This is a genomic window from Nonomuraea sp. NPDC048881 (assembly GCF_040649795.1).
Taxonomy (GTDB): domain Bacteria; phylum Actinomycetota; class Actinomycetes; order Streptosporangiales; family Streptosporangiaceae; genus Nonomuraea.
Map to the genome: position 1 here is coordinate 955,089 of NZ_JBEZGC010000001.1, position 14,691 is coordinate 969,779.

14 protein-coding genes are annotated in these 14,691 nt (G+C 72.3%); 8 read left to right on the forward strand and 6 right to left on the reverse strand.

Annotated elements, in window-relative coordinates; translation table 11 throughout:
- Positions 1 to 65: 65 nt before the first annotated feature.
- A complete protein-coding gene (locus AB0C33_RS04535; RefSeq protein ID WP_352350122.1) occupies positions 66 to 392 on the reverse strand; it encodes a hypothetical protein in 327 nt (108 codons plus the stop codon).
- A 136-nt stretch (positions 393 to 528) separates the two neighbouring features.
- On the opposite strand from AB0C33_RS04535, the gene AB0C33_RS04540 reads away from it, so the two are divergent.
- The 3 genes from AB0C33_RS04540 to AB0C33_RS04550 all read left to right on the forward strand — a co-directional run bounded on the left by AB0C33_RS04540 (position 529) and on the right by AB0C33_RS04550 (position 2,979).
- Positions 529 to 1,320 (forward strand): thioesterase family protein, encoded by a 792-nt coding sequence (locus AB0C33_RS04540; RefSeq protein ID WP_358283542.1) that lies wholly within the window; start codon positions 529 to 531, stop codon positions 1,318 to 1,320.
- A gap of 85 nt (positions 1,321 to 1,405) precedes the next feature.
- Positions 1,406 to 2,230 carry a glutamate racemase gene (murI, locus tag AB0C33_RS04545; RefSeq protein ID WP_358283544.1) on the forward strand — a complete coding sequence of 275 codons (825 nt, stop codon included), beginning with the start codon at positions 1,406 to 1,408 and terminating at the stop codon, positions 2,228 to 2,230.
- A complete protein-coding gene (locus AB0C33_RS04550) occupies positions 2,227 to 2,979 on the forward strand; it encodes an MBL fold metallo-hydrolase (protein ID WP_357971117.1) in 753 nt (250 codons plus the stop codon). Before murI ends, AB0C33_RS04550 begins: the two co-directional genes overlap by 4 nt.
- Here the strand turns inward: AB0C33_RS04550 and AB0C33_RS04555 are convergent.
- Positions 2,964 to 4,217 carry an MFS transporter gene (locus tag AB0C33_RS04555; RefSeq protein ID WP_358283546.1) on the reverse strand — a complete coding sequence of 418 codons (1,254 nt, stop codon included), beginning with the start codon at positions 4,215 to 4,217 and terminating at the stop codon, positions 2,964 to 2,966. The two genes, AB0C33_RS04550 and AB0C33_RS04555, sit on opposite strands and share 16 nt — an antisense overlap.
- 53 nt (positions 4,218 to 4,270) lie before the next feature.
- Between AB0C33_RS04555 and rph the strand changes: the two genes are divergently transcribed.
- The 5 genes from rph to AB0C33_RS04580 all read left to right on the forward strand — a co-directional run bounded on the left by rph (position 4,271) and on the right by AB0C33_RS04580 (position 9,179).
- On the forward strand, positions 4,271 to 4,990 hold the full coding sequence (gene rph, locus AB0C33_RS04560) for a ribonuclease PH (RefSeq protein WP_358283918.1): 720 nt from the start codon (positions 4,271 to 4,273) through the stop codon (positions 4,988 to 4,990).
- Positions 4,987 to 5,577, forward strand: coding sequence for an RdgB/HAM1 family non-canonical purine NTP pyrophosphatase (gene rdgB / locus AB0C33_RS04565; RefSeq protein WP_358283548.1), 591 nt, complete (start codon positions 4,987 to 4,989; stop codon positions 5,575 to 5,577). The genes rph and rdgB overlap by 4 nt, the downstream gene beginning before the upstream one ends.
- A 46-nt stretch (positions 5,578 to 5,623) precedes the next feature.
- Positions 5,624 to 7,273: a molybdopterin-dependent oxidoreductase gene (locus AB0C33_RS04570; RefSeq protein WP_358283550.1), complete on the forward strand. Its 1,650-nt coding sequence runs from the start codon at positions 5,624 to 5,626 to the stop codon at positions 7,271 to 7,273.
- Between the two features lie 119 nt (positions 7,274 to 7,392).
- The gene (locus AB0C33_RS04575) at positions 7,393 to 8,913 is read left to right on the forward strand and encodes a toxin glutamine deamidase domain-containing protein (protein ID WP_358283551.1); all 1,521 of its coding nucleotides are present in this window, start codon (positions 7,393 to 7,395) and stop codon (positions 8,911 to 8,913) included.
- Positions 8,910 to 9,179, forward strand: coding sequence for a hypothetical protein (locus AB0C33_RS04580; protein ID WP_357971121.1), 270 nt, complete (start codon positions 8,910 to 8,912; stop codon positions 9,177 to 9,179). Before AB0C33_RS04575 ends, AB0C33_RS04580 begins: the two co-directional genes overlap by 4 nt.
- Positions 9,180 to 9,428: 249 nt before the next feature.
- On the opposite strand, the gene AB0C33_RS04585 is transcribed toward AB0C33_RS04580, so the two are convergent.
- The 4 genes from AB0C33_RS04585 to AB0C33_RS04600 form a co-directional block, all read right to left on the reverse strand.
- Positions 9,429 to 11,918 (reverse strand): FtsX-like permease family protein, encoded by a 2,490-nt coding sequence (locus tag AB0C33_RS04585; RefSeq protein WP_358283554.1) that lies wholly within the window; start codon positions 11,916 to 11,918, stop codon positions 9,429 to 9,431.
- Between the two features lies 1 nt (position 11,919).
- Entirely contained in the window at positions 11,920 to 12,672 is a 753-nt protein-coding gene (locus tag AB0C33_RS04590) for an ABC transporter ATP-binding protein (RefSeq protein ID WP_352326179.1), read from the reverse strand.
- A 107-nt stretch (positions 12,673 to 12,779) separates the two neighbouring features.
- Positions 12,780 to 13,430, reverse strand: coding sequence for a response regulator transcription factor (locus AB0C33_RS04595; protein ID WP_358283557.1), 651 nt, complete (start codon positions 13,428 to 13,430; stop codon positions 12,780 to 12,782).
- Entirely contained in the window at positions 13,430 to 14,599 is a 1,170-nt protein-coding gene (locus AB0C33_RS04600; protein ID WP_358283558.1) for a histidine kinase, read from the reverse strand. Before AB0C33_RS04600 ends, AB0C33_RS04595 begins: the two co-directional genes overlap by 1 nt.
- Between the last annotated feature and the right edge of the window lie 92 nt (positions 14,600 to 14,691).

Below are 14,691 nucleotides of genomic sequence, written 5' to 3' on the forward strand. Positions count from 1 at the left end.
CTTTTGACCACAGAGAAGGTAGCTGATGTTGCTAGATGGCCGCTTGCAATGTGCTGAAGTCGGGATCAGGCCCGGTTTAGCTCTTTTTTCAGCACATCGAGGTGGACTTCGCCATCTGTCCAGTCCGTCACGCAGGCCCAGGGCACGAACGTGCACCCGGCGTACACCGTCCGCGCCAGCGTCTTGGACAGCCAGGGCGAGCGGCCCTGACGGTCGCGGGTGAGCCCGAGCAGGACGGGTGCCCGCCGTCCCGAGACGACCAGGCCGTAGACCGTCTGGCTCTGCTGGAGGCCGCCCCTGTGCTTGTGGGCGCGGATGTCGACCACGTGGCCGACCCAGATCCCGTTGGAGTCCCACACCGACTGACCGATGAGTTCGGTGACAGTTGCCATGATCGAACTGTCCCATCCGGGTGGTGTTTCCGCAGGTAGGCGCGCTGATGTCGGAACGGCGTGGTGCGAACGCCGCAGCCCCGCGTAAAGTGGGGGACTACTAGAATATAGTTCCGTACGGTGAAGGCAGGGCGGGATGACCAAGTTCGACGAGGCCACACAGGCGATCAGGGTCGACGAGACCACCTATGACGTGTGCCTCGACCCCGGATACTCCATCGGCGGCCCGCTCAACGGCGGCTACCTGATGGCCGTGGTCCTGCGCGCCGCCGTGGACGCCTCGCCGTTCGAGCACCCGGTGAGCACCACCTCGCAGTTCCTCAAGTCGCCGGTCGCCGGGCCCGCCCAGGTCCGGGTCGAGCCGCTGAAGTCGGGCCGCACGGCCGCCTTCGCCAGGGCCACGCTCGTCCAGGACGGCGTGCCGCAGATCGAGAGCCTGATCACCACCGCCACCCTGACCGGCGCCGACCCCGTCTACACCGACGCGCCCTCGGTCGTCATGCCGTCCGTCGAGGAGTGCGTCAAGCTGCCCGCCCCCAAGCCCGAGAACAACATGACCCTCAACGCCCAGATGGACATGCGCTTCGATCCGCCCACCATCGCCTGGCTGGCCGGCGAACCGACGGGCAGGCCGGAGTCGCGGGCGTACTTCAGGATGGCCGAGCCGCAGGACGCCGACCCGTACGTGCTGGCCCTGGCCGTGGACGCGCTGCCGCCCGTGGTGTTCTCCGCCGGCGCCCGCGGCTGGGCGCCCACCGTCGAGCTCACCTGGCACCTGCGGGCCCTGCCCGCCCCCGGCTGGCTCACCCTGATCGGGAGCGGCCGCCTCATTTCGGACGGCTGGTTCGACGAGGAGGTCGAGGTCTGGGACTCCGCGGGCCGGCTCGTCGCCCAGTCGCGCCAGCTCGCCAGGGTCGGACGGGGCTGATGTGAGCAACCCGACAGTCGCGCCTTCATCAGGTGTGAGCATTCTTACGCGGTGTTGATCGAGCAGGTCGCCTACCCTCTAGAACGTGCCGGACGAGAGTATTGGGATCTTCGACAGCGGGGTGGGCGGCCTGACGGTCGCGCGCGCGATCATCGACCAGCTCCCCCACGAGTCGATCACCTACGTGGCCGACACGGCCCGCCAGCCGTACGGGCCGAAACCCATCGCGGAGCTGCGCGCCTACGCCCTTGAGGTGATGGACCACCTCGTCGAGCAGGACGTCAAGATGCTCGTCATCGCGTGCAACAGCGCCAGCGCCGCCGTGCTGCGCGACGCCCGCGAACGCTACGACGTGCCGGTCGTCGAGGTGATCCAGCCCGCCACCAGGCGCGCGGTGCGCGCCACCCGCACCGGCCGGGTCGGCGTGATCGCCACCCAGGCCACCATCACGTCGCTGGCCTACCACGACGCCTTCACCGCGGCCCCCGACGTGCAGCTCACCGGCGTGGCCGCGCCCCGGCTGGTGGAGTACGTCGAGCGCGGGGAGACGATGAGCAAGGAGCTCATCGACGTCCTGCGTGACTACCTGGAGCCGATCAGGGCGGCCTGCTGCGACACGCTCATCCTCGGCTGCACCCACTACCCGCTGCTCACCGGCGCGATCTCCTACGTCGTCGGCGACGGGGTCACGCTGGTCTCCAGCGCCGACGAGACGGCCAAGGACGTCTACCGGATCCTGCACGACCGCGGACTGGCGGCGGGAGGCGAGGCCACCCCCCGGCACCGCTTCCGCGCCACCGGCGACTCCCAGCTCTTCGCCCGCCTCGGCAGGCGGTTCCTGGGCCCGGAGATCGACGTGGTCGAAGTCGCGCCAGTGGGGGGTACTACCTTGAGCGGGAGGCCCACATGAAGGTGACCATCGTCGGATGCTCGGGCAGCTACCCCGGCCCCGACAGCCCCGCGTCCTGCTATCTCGTCGAGGCCGAGGGGTTCAGGATGCTGCTCGACCTCGGCAACGGGTCGCTCGGCGCGCTCCAGCGCCACATCGGCCTCTACGACGTGGACGCCATCTGCCTGTCCCATCTGCACGCCGACCACTGCCTCGACGTCTGCGGCTACCACGTGGCCCGCACGTACGGGCCCGACGCGCCGTACCCGCCCGTGCCGGTCTACGCGCCCGAGGGGGCGCCGGCCCGGCTCGCGGCCGCGTACGGGATGCCGGACGAGCCCGGCCTGGAGACCGCCTTCGACTTCACGCCGCTGTCGCCCGGCTCGTTCGAGGTGGGGCCGTTCGTCGTCACCGCCGGCCTGGTGAACCATCCGGTCGAGGCGTACGGGTTCCGGGTGGCCAGCGACGATGTGTGCATGGCGTACTCGGGGGACACCGGGGAGTCGGCGGAGCTGGTCAAGCTGGCCGCGGGGGCCGACCTCATGTTGTGCGAGGCGTCGTTCGTCGAGGGGCCCGACCTGCCGCCCGACCTGCACCTGACCGGCCGTCAGGCGGCCGAGCACGCGGCCAAGGCCAACGCGGGCAAGCTGGTGCTCACCCATCTGGTGCCGTGGAACGACAACGCGAGAGTGCTGCAGGACGCGTCGAGGGGCGGCTACGCCGGGCCGATCGAGCTGGCCCGCAGCGGCGCGGTCTACGACCTGGCCTGAACGTCGTCGAAGTCGCGTAATCGGGGCAGCGGCGAGAACAGCAGCGGCGCGAACGACACGACCCGGCCGATCATGAACACCCATAAGGCCGTCCGCACGCCGAACTGCTGGGCGACGATCCCGCCGAGCAGCGCGCCCAGCGGGACCGAGCTCCACATCAACGACCGGAACGAGGCGTTGACCCGGCCCAGCAGCTGCTCGGGGACCGTCGTCTGCCGGTAGGTGATCTGGCCGACCGTGCTCAGCGCCGCGCTCCACGACAACGCGATCGAGGTGACGGCGAAGAACGCCACCCGCCAGTCGGCCTGGGTCATCGGCAGCAGCAGGGCGAAGGGCGCCGGCACGGTGAGGGAGAGCCAGGTGATCCTGGCCGTGCCGACCTTCCTGGCCAGCAGCGCGCCGAGCAGGCCCGCGGCCACGCCGCCGAACCCGCCGGACATGAGCAGCACGCCGATGAGACCGGGCGCCAGCCCCACCTCATCGGCCAGGAACAACACCGACAGGCCGAGCACCGCGCCGACCGTCAGGTTCGTCAGCACCGAGGACGCGGCGAACATGCGCAGCAGGCGGTCGCGCCACACGTAGCGCAGCCCCACGCCGATGCCGCGCAGCAACGGCTCGGGCTCGCTCGCGGCCGGTGGCTTGTCCGGGGTCTTGATGGCGCTGAGGAACAGCGCCGACGTCAGCGAGCCCAGCGCGGTGGCGAACATCGTGAACGGCGCGCCGACGAGCTGCACCAGCAGGCCGCCGATGCCCGGCCCGGCCAGGAAGCCGCCGGAGCGCACCACCTCCAGCTTGGAGTTGCCGTCGCTGAGCTGCCGCGTGCTCACCAGGCTGGGCAGGTACGTCTGGTCCGCGACGTCGTTGAACACCTGCGCCGCACCCGCCAGGAAGGCGACCGCGAACATCATCCCGATCGACAGCAGGCCCAGTTGCGCCGCCAGCGGAATGCTCGCCAGCAGCACGAACCTGGCCAAATCGGTGACCATCATCACGCGGCGCCGGCGCATCCGGTCGACCCACACCCCCGCGGGCAGGCCGAGCACGAGGAACGCGGCGGTCTGCAGCGCGGACAGCAGAGCCACCTGGGCCGGCTGCGCGTGCAGCGTGACGACCGCCACCAGCGGGAGGGCCACGCGCGAGATATTCGCTCCCAGTTCGTTCCCCACGTGCGACGTCAGGAACCGGAGGAAGTCAGGGTTTCGCAACACCCCCGTTGTCATTGCGTAAGGATCCATGTGTCGGACACATTTGGTCAAGAGTGTCGTGCCGCGGAGATAGGGTGATCTGCATGTCCCGACAGGATGGCCGCAACCCCGACCAGCTACGCCCCATCACCATCACCCGGCAGTGGCTGGCGCATGCCGAGGGTTCGGTCCTCGTCGAGTTCGGCGGCACGCGGGTGCTCTGCGCGGCCTCGGTGCAGGACAGCGTGCCGCGCTGGCGCAGGGGCAGCGGCCAGGGCTGGGTCACGGCCGAATACGCGATGCTGCCGCGGGCGACCAATACCCGTAATGATCGGGAATCGGTCCGCGGCAAAATCGGCGGGCGCACGCACGAGATTTCCCGGTTGATCGGAAGATCACTTCGCGCGTGCGTCGATTACAAGGCTCTGGGCGAAAACTCCATTGTACTCGACTGCGACGTTCTCCAGGCCGACGGCGGCACCAGGACCGCCGCGATCACCGGCGCCTACGTCGCGCTCGCCGACGCCGTCGCCTGGATGAAGGCGCGCAAGATGTGCCCGGGAGACCCGCTGATCGGCTCGGTCGCGGCCGTCTCCGTCGGGGTCGTCGGCTCGGTCCCCATGCTCGACCTGTGCTACACCGAAGACGTCGCCGCCGAGACCGACATGAACGTCGTGATGACCGGCGAGGGCGCCTTCGTCGAGGTGCAGGGCACCGCCGAGGGCGTGCCCTTCGACCGCGCGGCCCTCGACCAGCTGCTCGACCTGGCCGCCGCCGGGTGCGAGGAGCTCACCCTGATCCAGCAGGAGGCGCTGAGCGCATGAAGATCGTGCTCGCCACCCGCAACCCGGGCAAGATCGCGGAGCTGCGGCGCATCCTCGCCGGGTTCGAGATCGTCGGCCTGGAGGAGTTCCCCGAGATCGGCGAGGTCGCCGAGACCGGCGTCACCTTCGAGGAGAACGCGCTGCTCAAGGCGCACGCCGTCGCCAATGGCTCCGGGCTGCCGGCCGTGGCCGACGACTCCGGGCTCTGCGTCGACGTGCTCAACGGCATGCCCGGCGTCTTCTCGGCCCGCTGGTCCGGCCGCCACGGCGACGACCAGGCCAACCTCGACCTGCTGCTCGCCCAGCTCTCCGACGTGCCCGCCGAGAAGCTGTCGGCGCACTTCGCCTGCGCCGCCGCGCTCGCGCTGCCGTCCGGTGAGCACCGGGTGGTGGAGGGCACGCTGCCCGGCCACCTGATCACCACCCCGCGGGGCACCAACGGCTTCGGCTACGACCCGATCCTGGTCCCGCTCGGCCACGACCGCACCACCGCCGAGCTGTCCCCTGACGAGAAGGACGCCATCAGCCACCGGGGCCGCGCCTTCCGCGCGCTGGCGCCGATCGTGCGCGACATCGTCGGCTCGTAACCACCGCGTAAGAACCTGCTGACCACGGGCGACGTAACGTCGTACCGTGCAGAAGAACGAGACGGTGCCCGCCTGGGCCGGCGCCCTGGCGGGGCTCACGGCGGGCGCGCTGGCGCTGGGGATCGCGCAGCTCGTCGCCGGGCTCGCCGGTCCTGAGACCTTTCCGGTGGTGGCGGTGGGGGACGCCGCGGTCGACCTGACGCCGGCGCCGGTCAAGGATTTCGCGATCAACACGTTCGGGGAGAACGACAAGACCGTCCTCATCGGGGGCGTGCTCGTGGTGCTCGCCGGGATCGCGGCCCTCATCGGCGTGCTGGCGCGGCGGCGGCTCGCGTACGGGTACGCGGGGCTGGCCCTGTTCGGGGTGGTCGGGGTGGCCGCGGTGCTCACCCGTCCTGGGGCGGCGGCGGTGGACGTGCTGCCCACGGTGGCCGGGGTCCTGTGCGGGGGGCTGGCGCTGGGGTGGCTGCTGCGGCGCGCGGGCGGTGGTCGCGGCACGGCCACGGCGGGCCCCGAGATCGGTGGCGCGGTCGCGGGCGCTGAGGCCGGTGGCGGGGCGGCGCCTGGGGTCGGCGGCGAGGGGGCGGTGGAGCGGCCTGCCGTTATGCGGGCCGGGGCGGGGGAGCGCGGGTTCGACCGGCGGCGGCTGATCACCGGGGTGGCGGGCGGGATCGTGGTGGCGGGGGCGTCGGCCGCGCTGGGCCGGCAGCTCGGCGGGCGGCGGGAGCTGGCCGCGACGCGGGTGAACCTGGCGCTGCCCAGGCCCGCGACGCCCGCCCGCCCCCTTCCCCCCGGTACGGACTTCCGCATCCCCGGCCTGTCACCCTTCATCACGAAAAATCAGGACTTCTATAGGGTTGATACGGCGCTCGTCGTCCCCCAGGTGGACCCGCGCGCCTGGCGGCTTCGCATCCACGGCATGGTGGACAGACCGGTCGAGATCACCTACGCCGAGCTGCTGAACCTGCCGCTCACCGAGGCCGACATCACCCTGACCTGCGTCTCCAACGAGGTGGGCGGCCCGTACGTCGGCAACGCCCGCTGGCTCGGCGTGCGCATGGCCGACCTGCTGCGTCGTGCCGGGCTCCAGCCGGGCGCCGACATGCTGCTGTCCACCTCCGACGACGGCTTCACCTGCGGCACGCCCGTGGACGTCGTGATGGACGGCCGCGACGCCCTCTTCGCCATCGCCATGAACGGCGACGCGCTCCCGTTCGAGCACGGTTTCCCCGTCCGCCAGGTGGTGCCCGGCCTGTACGGGTACGTGTCGGCCACCAAGTGGGTGGTGGACGTGAAGGTGACCCGGTTCGACCAGGACCAGGCGTACTGGACGCCACGCGGCTGGGCCGCCAAGGGGCCGATCAAGACGGAGTCGCGCATCGACGTCCCGAAGAACGGCGCCTCGCTCAAGGCCGGGCGCACGACCATCGCCGGGGTGGCGTGGGCCCAGCACACCGGGGTGGACGCCGTCGAGGTGCGGGTCGATCGCGGCGAGTGGCGGCAGGCGCGGCTGGCCGCCGTGCCGGGGCCCGACACCTGGCGGCAGTGGGCGCTCGACTGGGACGCCACCCCCGGGGAGCACACGATCGAGGCGCGGGCCACGGACGCGGCGGGTCACACCCAGACCGAACGGCAGGCGCCGCCCGCGCCCGACGGCGCCAGCGGGTGGCCGGCCGTGACGGTCCAGGTGGCCTGATTCGCGGACGTTTGCGCAGGTAAAGCCGTTCCCCCTGACGGATAATCTTCCCCACTTCCCCCTCTCGGACGCGACGGCGGCCCTACGATCGGTCGTCCAAGCAGGACAGGAGGCAGGACGTGGTCCGCGAACGCAAGTCGAGCGTCCGAGGGGTCCTTCCGGAGGGGCAGTACAACCCGGTGGTGGGGGAGGGGGTCCGGTGGCTCGACTACGAACGTGCCGCCGAGGACGTGCCCGGCGAAGCGCCCGCCACGACCGAGGTCCCCTCCTCCCGTGAGGGCTCGGCCCCCTTAACGCCCGCCGCCTCCAGCGCCCCCGGCGAGGAGCCGCCGCCGCCACCCGGCCTCCGTACGCAGGCCCCTCCTCCTTCCCGCCCGTCCCCCCAGCCCGCCGCAGCCCCCGCCCCTGGCGTGGCCTCCGCCCTGGACGTGCTCACCGGTCTCGCCACCCGCCCGGCCCCGGCCCGCGCCGGCACGCCGTACGGCCTGACGTTCAGCCTGAACACCCTCAGCCGCCTCGCCCTCCCGGACGAACGGGAGGACGCACGTCCCGGGCTGCCGCCGACGGATGTGCCGGACGGTCCGGCGCCGCCTTCCACCGAGCCGACCGGCTGCGACGCCGACGCCGGCGCGGCGACCGACAGCCAGACCGCCACAGAAGTGCCGAACGCCGGGGAGACGCCGACCGGCACGTCCGGACATCGGGAGGGACGTCCTGACGCGCCTGACGCCCGGGAGCTCCCGGAGGAGGCGGCCGGTCCGGACATGGGAAGCCCGCGTGCGGCCGGTCCGGACAAGGGCGGCCCGCCTGGGGCCGGGCCGGACGCGCGGGAGCCGGGGGAGTTCCCAGGGGGCGGGACCGGTGGGCCGGAGAGACCCGGGGGAGCGGTGACGCGGGGGTTCGGGGCGGCGGTCAGCGGGATGCGGCGGCTGGAGTTCGGGGAGAGGGACGGGGCTTGTGGCGCGGACGGACGGCATCCGCTGGAGGCCCGGATCGATCGGGCGAGGAACCGTGCCGCCGTCGACTGGTTCGAGGGCGAGCGGCGGCCGCCGAGGCTGGCCGACAGCCGGCCGTACGGGCTGCCCGGCGGGCTGGCACAGCCCGACCCGCAGGTGGAACGGGAGCTGAGGCAGGCACTGGAGCCCGGCACCCGGTTCCCCGACCCGCGCGGCACCTGGGTCCGGCTGATCAACGGCGGCGGCCCGGCGGACGACCCGTTCCGGGCCTCCAACGCCGCCGACTGCGCTCTGGCCGTGCTGTCCACCTGGCACGGCGAGCCCGCCACCGCCGCCCCCAGGCTCCCCGAGTACGACGGGATCGGCCGTCCGCTGCTCACCGGCGAGAAGGGCGGTGCGGCCCGGATCGAGCGGTGGACCGGCCAGCGGTTCCAGTACGCGGGCCAGGGGCGGCACGCCTATCCCATGATCGCCCGGCGGCTGCTGGAGGCCGGGCACGGCGCGAGCGCGGTCATCGTGGTGCGCTGGCCGGGCGGCGGGTCGCACGTCTGGAACGCGGTCAACTCCGGCAGCGAGGTGATCTGGATCGACGCCCAGCGCGGGTACATGTCGGTCGAGCCGCCGTACGCGACGGTGACGGGGGTGTTCTGCATGATCCTCGACCGGCAGGGGCGGCCGCGATGAACATGGACCAGGCCAGGGCGCTGGCGGAGGAGTACGTCAACGGGACGCGTCCGCCGGACGAGCCGCTGTCGGTGGGCCTGTACGGCTTCCACGACGGCTACGTCGCCTGGATCCGGGAGCTCGACCCCGACGACCCCACCACCCTGCCGGACACGGTCGGCGGGGCGTGCATCGTGATCGACAAGGCGTCCGGGGAGGTCGTGGTGCGGCCGCTGCTGGACCCCGAGACCGTCGCCGAGCTCTGGCCAGGTCGCACCCCGCGCTGACCGCGTGGCACACGCGGGGCCGGGCGCCGCCCCCATGGGGCGCCCGACCTGGCGGCACGTACGCGGCCGCGCCCCCATGGGGCGTCCGACCCGGCGTCCGACCCGGCGCCCGACCTGGCTTCTGGTCCGGCGGCACGCATGTGGCCGCGCGGCCTCGGCGTCCCCCACGACACCCGTCCCATGAGGCCGCGCAGCCCCTGCGCGTACCCTCTATCCTGATTTTTCGCTTTTATTCGCTTTTATCAGGGATTAGCCCGTAGCCAGCGAGCCGACGATCGAGGCCCTGGCCGCCCGCCGGGCCGGCACCACGGCGGCCAGCACGCCCGCCAGCCCCGAGAGCACCACGAACAGCGCGATCTGCCCGAGCGGCGCGGAGAACACCGCACCGGGCAACATCGCCCGTACCGCGGCCCAGCCGAACACGCCGCCGAGCACCACGCCGACCAGCGCCCCGATCAGGCCGAGCAGCAGCGCCTCGACCGAGAGCATCCGCCGCAGCTGCGGCCGGGTCAGCCCGAGCGCCCGCAGCAGCGCCGACTCCCTGGTGCGCTCGTGCACCGACAACGACAGGGTGTTGGCGATGCCGAGCAGCGAGATCAGGATCGCCAGCCCGAGCAGCCCGGTCACGATCATGAGCAGCATGTCCAGGGTCTCGTCGAACTGCCCGCGTACCTCGGTCGAGCTGGCCATCTGGACGGTGGGATGGGCCGCGATCGCGGCCTTGACCACCTGGCGGGCCTGGTCGGTGGCGACGCCGTCGCGGATGTTGATCATCACGCGGGAGTCGGGCACCCGGTCGTAGTAGGTGTCGAACGGCCGCTCGGCGACGGTGAGCGGCGGCAGGGTGGAGTTCGTCCCGACGAGGACGGCGACCACCTTCAGCGGCACGGACCCGGCCAGCTCGGTCTTCACCGTGACCGTGTCGCCGACCTTGACGCCCAGGGCGGAGGCCGCGTAGTCGAGCAGCGCGACCTGCCCGGCCGACAGGCCCGCCATCGAGCCGGACAGCACCTCGGGGGTGACGGTCCCGTGGTAGGTGCCGATGTCGAAGCGCCGGTCGCCCACCTTGCCCGGGGTCTCGCGGATCTGCAGCACCGAGGCCAGCTCGGGACGGCCGCGCAGCTTCTCGGCCACCGACCTGGGCACCCCGCTGTCCTGCACCTGGCCGGCCAGCATGTAGTCGACCGGGAACTGCTCGTCGAGCTTGTTCCACACGGTCAGCCGGGTGGAGGCGCTGAGCACCGAGATCAGCGTCATCAGCGTGACGCCGATGGTGAGCGCGACCGTGGTGGTCGCGGCGCGCCGGGGGTTGCGGGCCGAGTTGTCCAGGGCCAGGCGTCCGGGCACGCCGAACAGCTTGGCCGGGACCCAGCCCACCACCGCGCTCAGCGGCCCGACCAGCACCGGCCCGAGGATCAGCACGGCCAGGAAGACCAGCGCGCCGCCGGCCATCACGACGAACAGCGTGCTCGTCTCGCCCGCCGGCAGCCCCGCCACGCCGTACGCGGTCAGGCCCGCCCCGGCCAGCAGGAACAGCCCCGCGAACACCGAGCGCAGCAGGCCGGTGCGGAAGTCCTGCTCCTCCGGCTGGGCGCGCAGCGCCGCGACCGGCGGCACGCGGGTGGCCGCCCGCGCGGGCAGCAGGGCCGCGAACAGGGTGACCACCAGGCCGACGGCCAGGCCGATCCCGACGGTGGCCGGCGTCAGCGCGACCGCCGCGTCCGTGGGCATGGGGGCGTCGAACGCGGCCAGCAGCGTCAGGGCGAGCATGGCCAGCCCGTAACCGGCCAGCAGGCCGAGCGCGGAGGCGAGCAGCCCGACCGCGACCGACTCCAGCACGATCGAGCCGAACACCTGCCCGCGGGTCGCGCCGATGCAGCGCAGCAGCGCCATCTCCCGGGTGCGCTGCGCGACCAGGATGGTGAAGGTGTTGTAGATGACCAGCGCCGCCACCATCATCGCCACCGCCCCGAACAGCAGCAGGCCGATGGTCAGCGTGCGCATCGACAACCCGGCCGCGGCCGCCAGGTCGTCGGCCAGCTCCGCGCCGGACTTGACCTCGTACGCGTCGCCGAGCGCCGCGGCCACGGCCTGCTTCAGCCCGGGGGCCGAGCCGGCGACGTCGATCTCGCGGTAGCCCTTGGCGCCGGTCATGCGCTGCGCGGTGGCCGCGGTGAAGCCGACCGCGCCGGTGAAGGACAGCTCCTGGTCCACCCCGGGGTCGAGCAGGCCGACCAGCCGGAACTGGTGGCGGGCCTGCTTGCGGTCGAGCACGGTGATCGTGTCGCCGAGCCGCAGGCCCTGCGACTTCGCGGTGTTCTTGTCCAGCACGGCCGCCTGGTCGTCGGTGCCCGGGCCGGTGCCCGCGACGATCGCGGTGCGGTCCAGCGGGCCGGGGACGATGGACAGGGCCGTGGTCGGGCTGCTGCCGACCGCCCTGCCGTCCTTGCCGAGCAGCGGCGCGGGGTCGCGGATCAGGCCCTGCGCCTCGGTCACGCCGGCCAGGACGCGCACCCGTTCCAGGGCCTTCTCCGGCAGCACGTCGTCGCGCTCCTTGGGCAGGACGGCCACGTCCACCTTGTCGGCGTCGGCGGTGACGCGCTGGGAGAAGCCCGCCTGGATGGTGTCGTTCAGCACGAACGTGCCCGCGATGAAGCCCACCCCGAGCGTGATCGCCAGCGAGGTGAGCAGCAGCCTGAGCTTGTGCGCGCGCAGCCCGGCCAGCGCCGTCTTCAGCACCTCAGCCCTCCAGCTTCACGAGCGTGTCCAGGACGGCCTGCGGCGACGGCGAGGTGATCTCGGTGACCAGCTCGCCGTCGCGCAGGAACACCACCCGGTCGGCGTAGGCCGCCGCGACCGGGTCGTGGGTGACCATGACGATGGTCTGGCCGAGCTCGCGGACCGAGGTGCGCAGGAAGGACAGGATCTCCGAGCCGCTGCGCGAGTCCAGGTTGCCCGTGGGCTCGTCGGCGAAGATCACCTGCGGCTTGCTGATCAGCGCCCTGGCCACGGCCACGCGCTGCTGCTGGCCGCCGGACAGCTCGGCCGGCCGGTGCCCGAGCCGGTTCCGCAGCCCGACGGTGTCGATGACCCGGGCGAACAGCTCCTCGTCCGCCTGCCGGGCGGCGATGTCCAGGGGCAGCCTGATGTTCTGCTCGGCGGTCAGCGTGGGCAGCAGGTTGAACGCCTGGAAGATGAAGCCGATCCGCTCCCGGCGCAGCAGCGTGAGCTGCCGGTCGGCCAGGCCGGTCAGCTCGACGTCGCCGATGTGCACCGTGCCCGAGGTGGCGGTGTCCAGGCCGGCCAGGCAGTGCATGAGCGTCGACTTCCCGGAGCCGGACGGGCCCATGATCGCCGTGAAGGCGCCGGTGGCGAAGGCCACGTCCACGCCGCGGAGGGCGTGGACCTGGGCGTCGCCCTGGCCGTACACCTTGGTCAGGGCCTTGGCCACCACCGCGGGCGGTGCCGCGCGCCAGGACTCGGTGAGGGTCACTTTCACTCCTTGTCGCAATTTCTGGTCGCGACCAACGTTAGGAGTGGAAATTTCAGGAATTGTGGGCCCTGAGGAGGGACTTCGTGTAGAACCTCAGACGACCCCCGTCAGCCTTTCGGCCGATGCGAGGGCACGACGAGCCCTGCCTCATAGGCGTACACGACCACCTGGGCCCGGTCCCGCAGCCCCAGCTTGGCCAGCACCCGGCCGAGATGCGTCTTCACGGTGGCCTCGGCGACCTCCAGGCGGCCCGCGATCTCCATGTTCGACAGGCCGCGGGCCACCATGAGCAGCACCTCCCGCTCGCGCGGGGTCAGCTCGGTCGCCGCCGGCAGCTCCTCCACCGGCAACTGGGCGGCGAAGCGGTCCAGCATCCGGCGCAGCGTGCGCGGCGAGACCACGGCGTCGCCCGCGTGCACCTGCCTGATGGCGTTGACCAGGTCGGCCGGCGGCACGTCCTTCAGCAGGAACCCGGCCGCGCCCGCCTTGATCGCGGCCAGGGCGTACTCGTCGAGGTCGAACGTGGTCAGGATCAGCACCTTCGGCCCGTCGATGCGCCTGGTCGCCTCGACGCCGTCCATGCGCGGCATGCGGACGTCCATGAGCACGACGTCCACCTCGACGCGGTCCAGCAGCTCCAGGGCCGTGACGCCGTCGGCGGCCTCGGCCACCACGTCGATGTCGGGCTGGGCGCCGAGCACCATCCGGAACCCGGCCCGCAGCAGCTCCTGGTCGTCGACCAGCATCACCCTGATCATCACGCCGCCCTGGCCGTCGGGAGGCGGGCCAGCACCTCGAAGCCGCCACCGGTCAGGGGACCGGCCGAGACCGCGCCGCCGTACATGCCGACGCGTTCGCGCATGCCGATCAGGCCGTGCCCGTCCGGGCTGCGCGGCGCGGCGGCCCCCCGGCCGTCGTCGGTCACCCGGACGACGAGCTCCGGCCCGCCGTAGTCGATCTCGACCCGCGCCTGGACGTGCGGGCCGCCATGCTTGAGCGCGTTCGTCAGCGCCTCCTGGACGATGCGGTAGACGGCGAGCTGCTGCCCTTCGGGAAGCTCGCCGGGCACGCCGCCGATCCGCAGGCTGGCGGGCACGCCGGCGCCGCGTACCAGCTCTTCGAGCTGGCCCAGGCCGGGCTGCGGGGTGTAGTCGGTGCCGTCGTCCTCGTTCTCGCGCAGCACGCCGACCATCCTGCGCATCTCGGCCAGGGCCGCCCGCCCGGTCTTGGAGATGTTCCGTACGGCCAGCCGGGCCTGCTCGGGGTCGCTGTCGAGGGCGAAGCCCGCGCCGTCGGCCTGCACCACCATCACGCTGACATTGTGCGCCACCACGTCGTGCAGCTCCCTGGCGATCCTCGTGCGCTCGGCCGCCGCGGCCATCCTGGCCTGCTGGTCGCGTTCGCGCTCGGCCCGCTCGGCGCGTTCCTCCAGCCCTTCGAGGTAGCGCCGGCGGGTGTTGGCGTACAGGCCGGCCAGCCAGATGGTGACGACGAAGATCGAGCCGCTGAAGAACATGCCGAAGGTGGCGACGGACCAGTTCACCAGCGCCAGGAAGATCCCCAGCTCGGCCACCAGCCCGGCGGCCAGCGCCCACCGGAACGCGCACTCGGAGGCGACCGTCCACAGCGCCACCATGACCGCGAGGTTGGCGGGCAGCGGGTCGACGTGGGCCAGCCACTGCCCGAAGGAGGCCAGCGAGATCACCGCGTAGGCCGCCAGCGGCCTGCGCCGCCACAACAGCGGCGCGATCAGCAGCACCGAGAGCGCGACGTAGCCCGCCACGCCCAGGTACCGGCTGCCCCCCGCCGGGGTGAGCGAGGCGTAGGGGATCGCCAGAAGCAAGCTGAAGACGGCGAGGGGGGCGACCCGCAGGACGCTCACCAGCCCGCCGTGGCGCCTCGACCACGCCCGTACCCTGCCGAACACATCATCACGATATGTAAGCCACGCCGCGGGTTTGTCCGCCTGGAGGGGGAAGTCCGCCTACGACCCAGGTCTTACATGGGTCTTACGGGGGA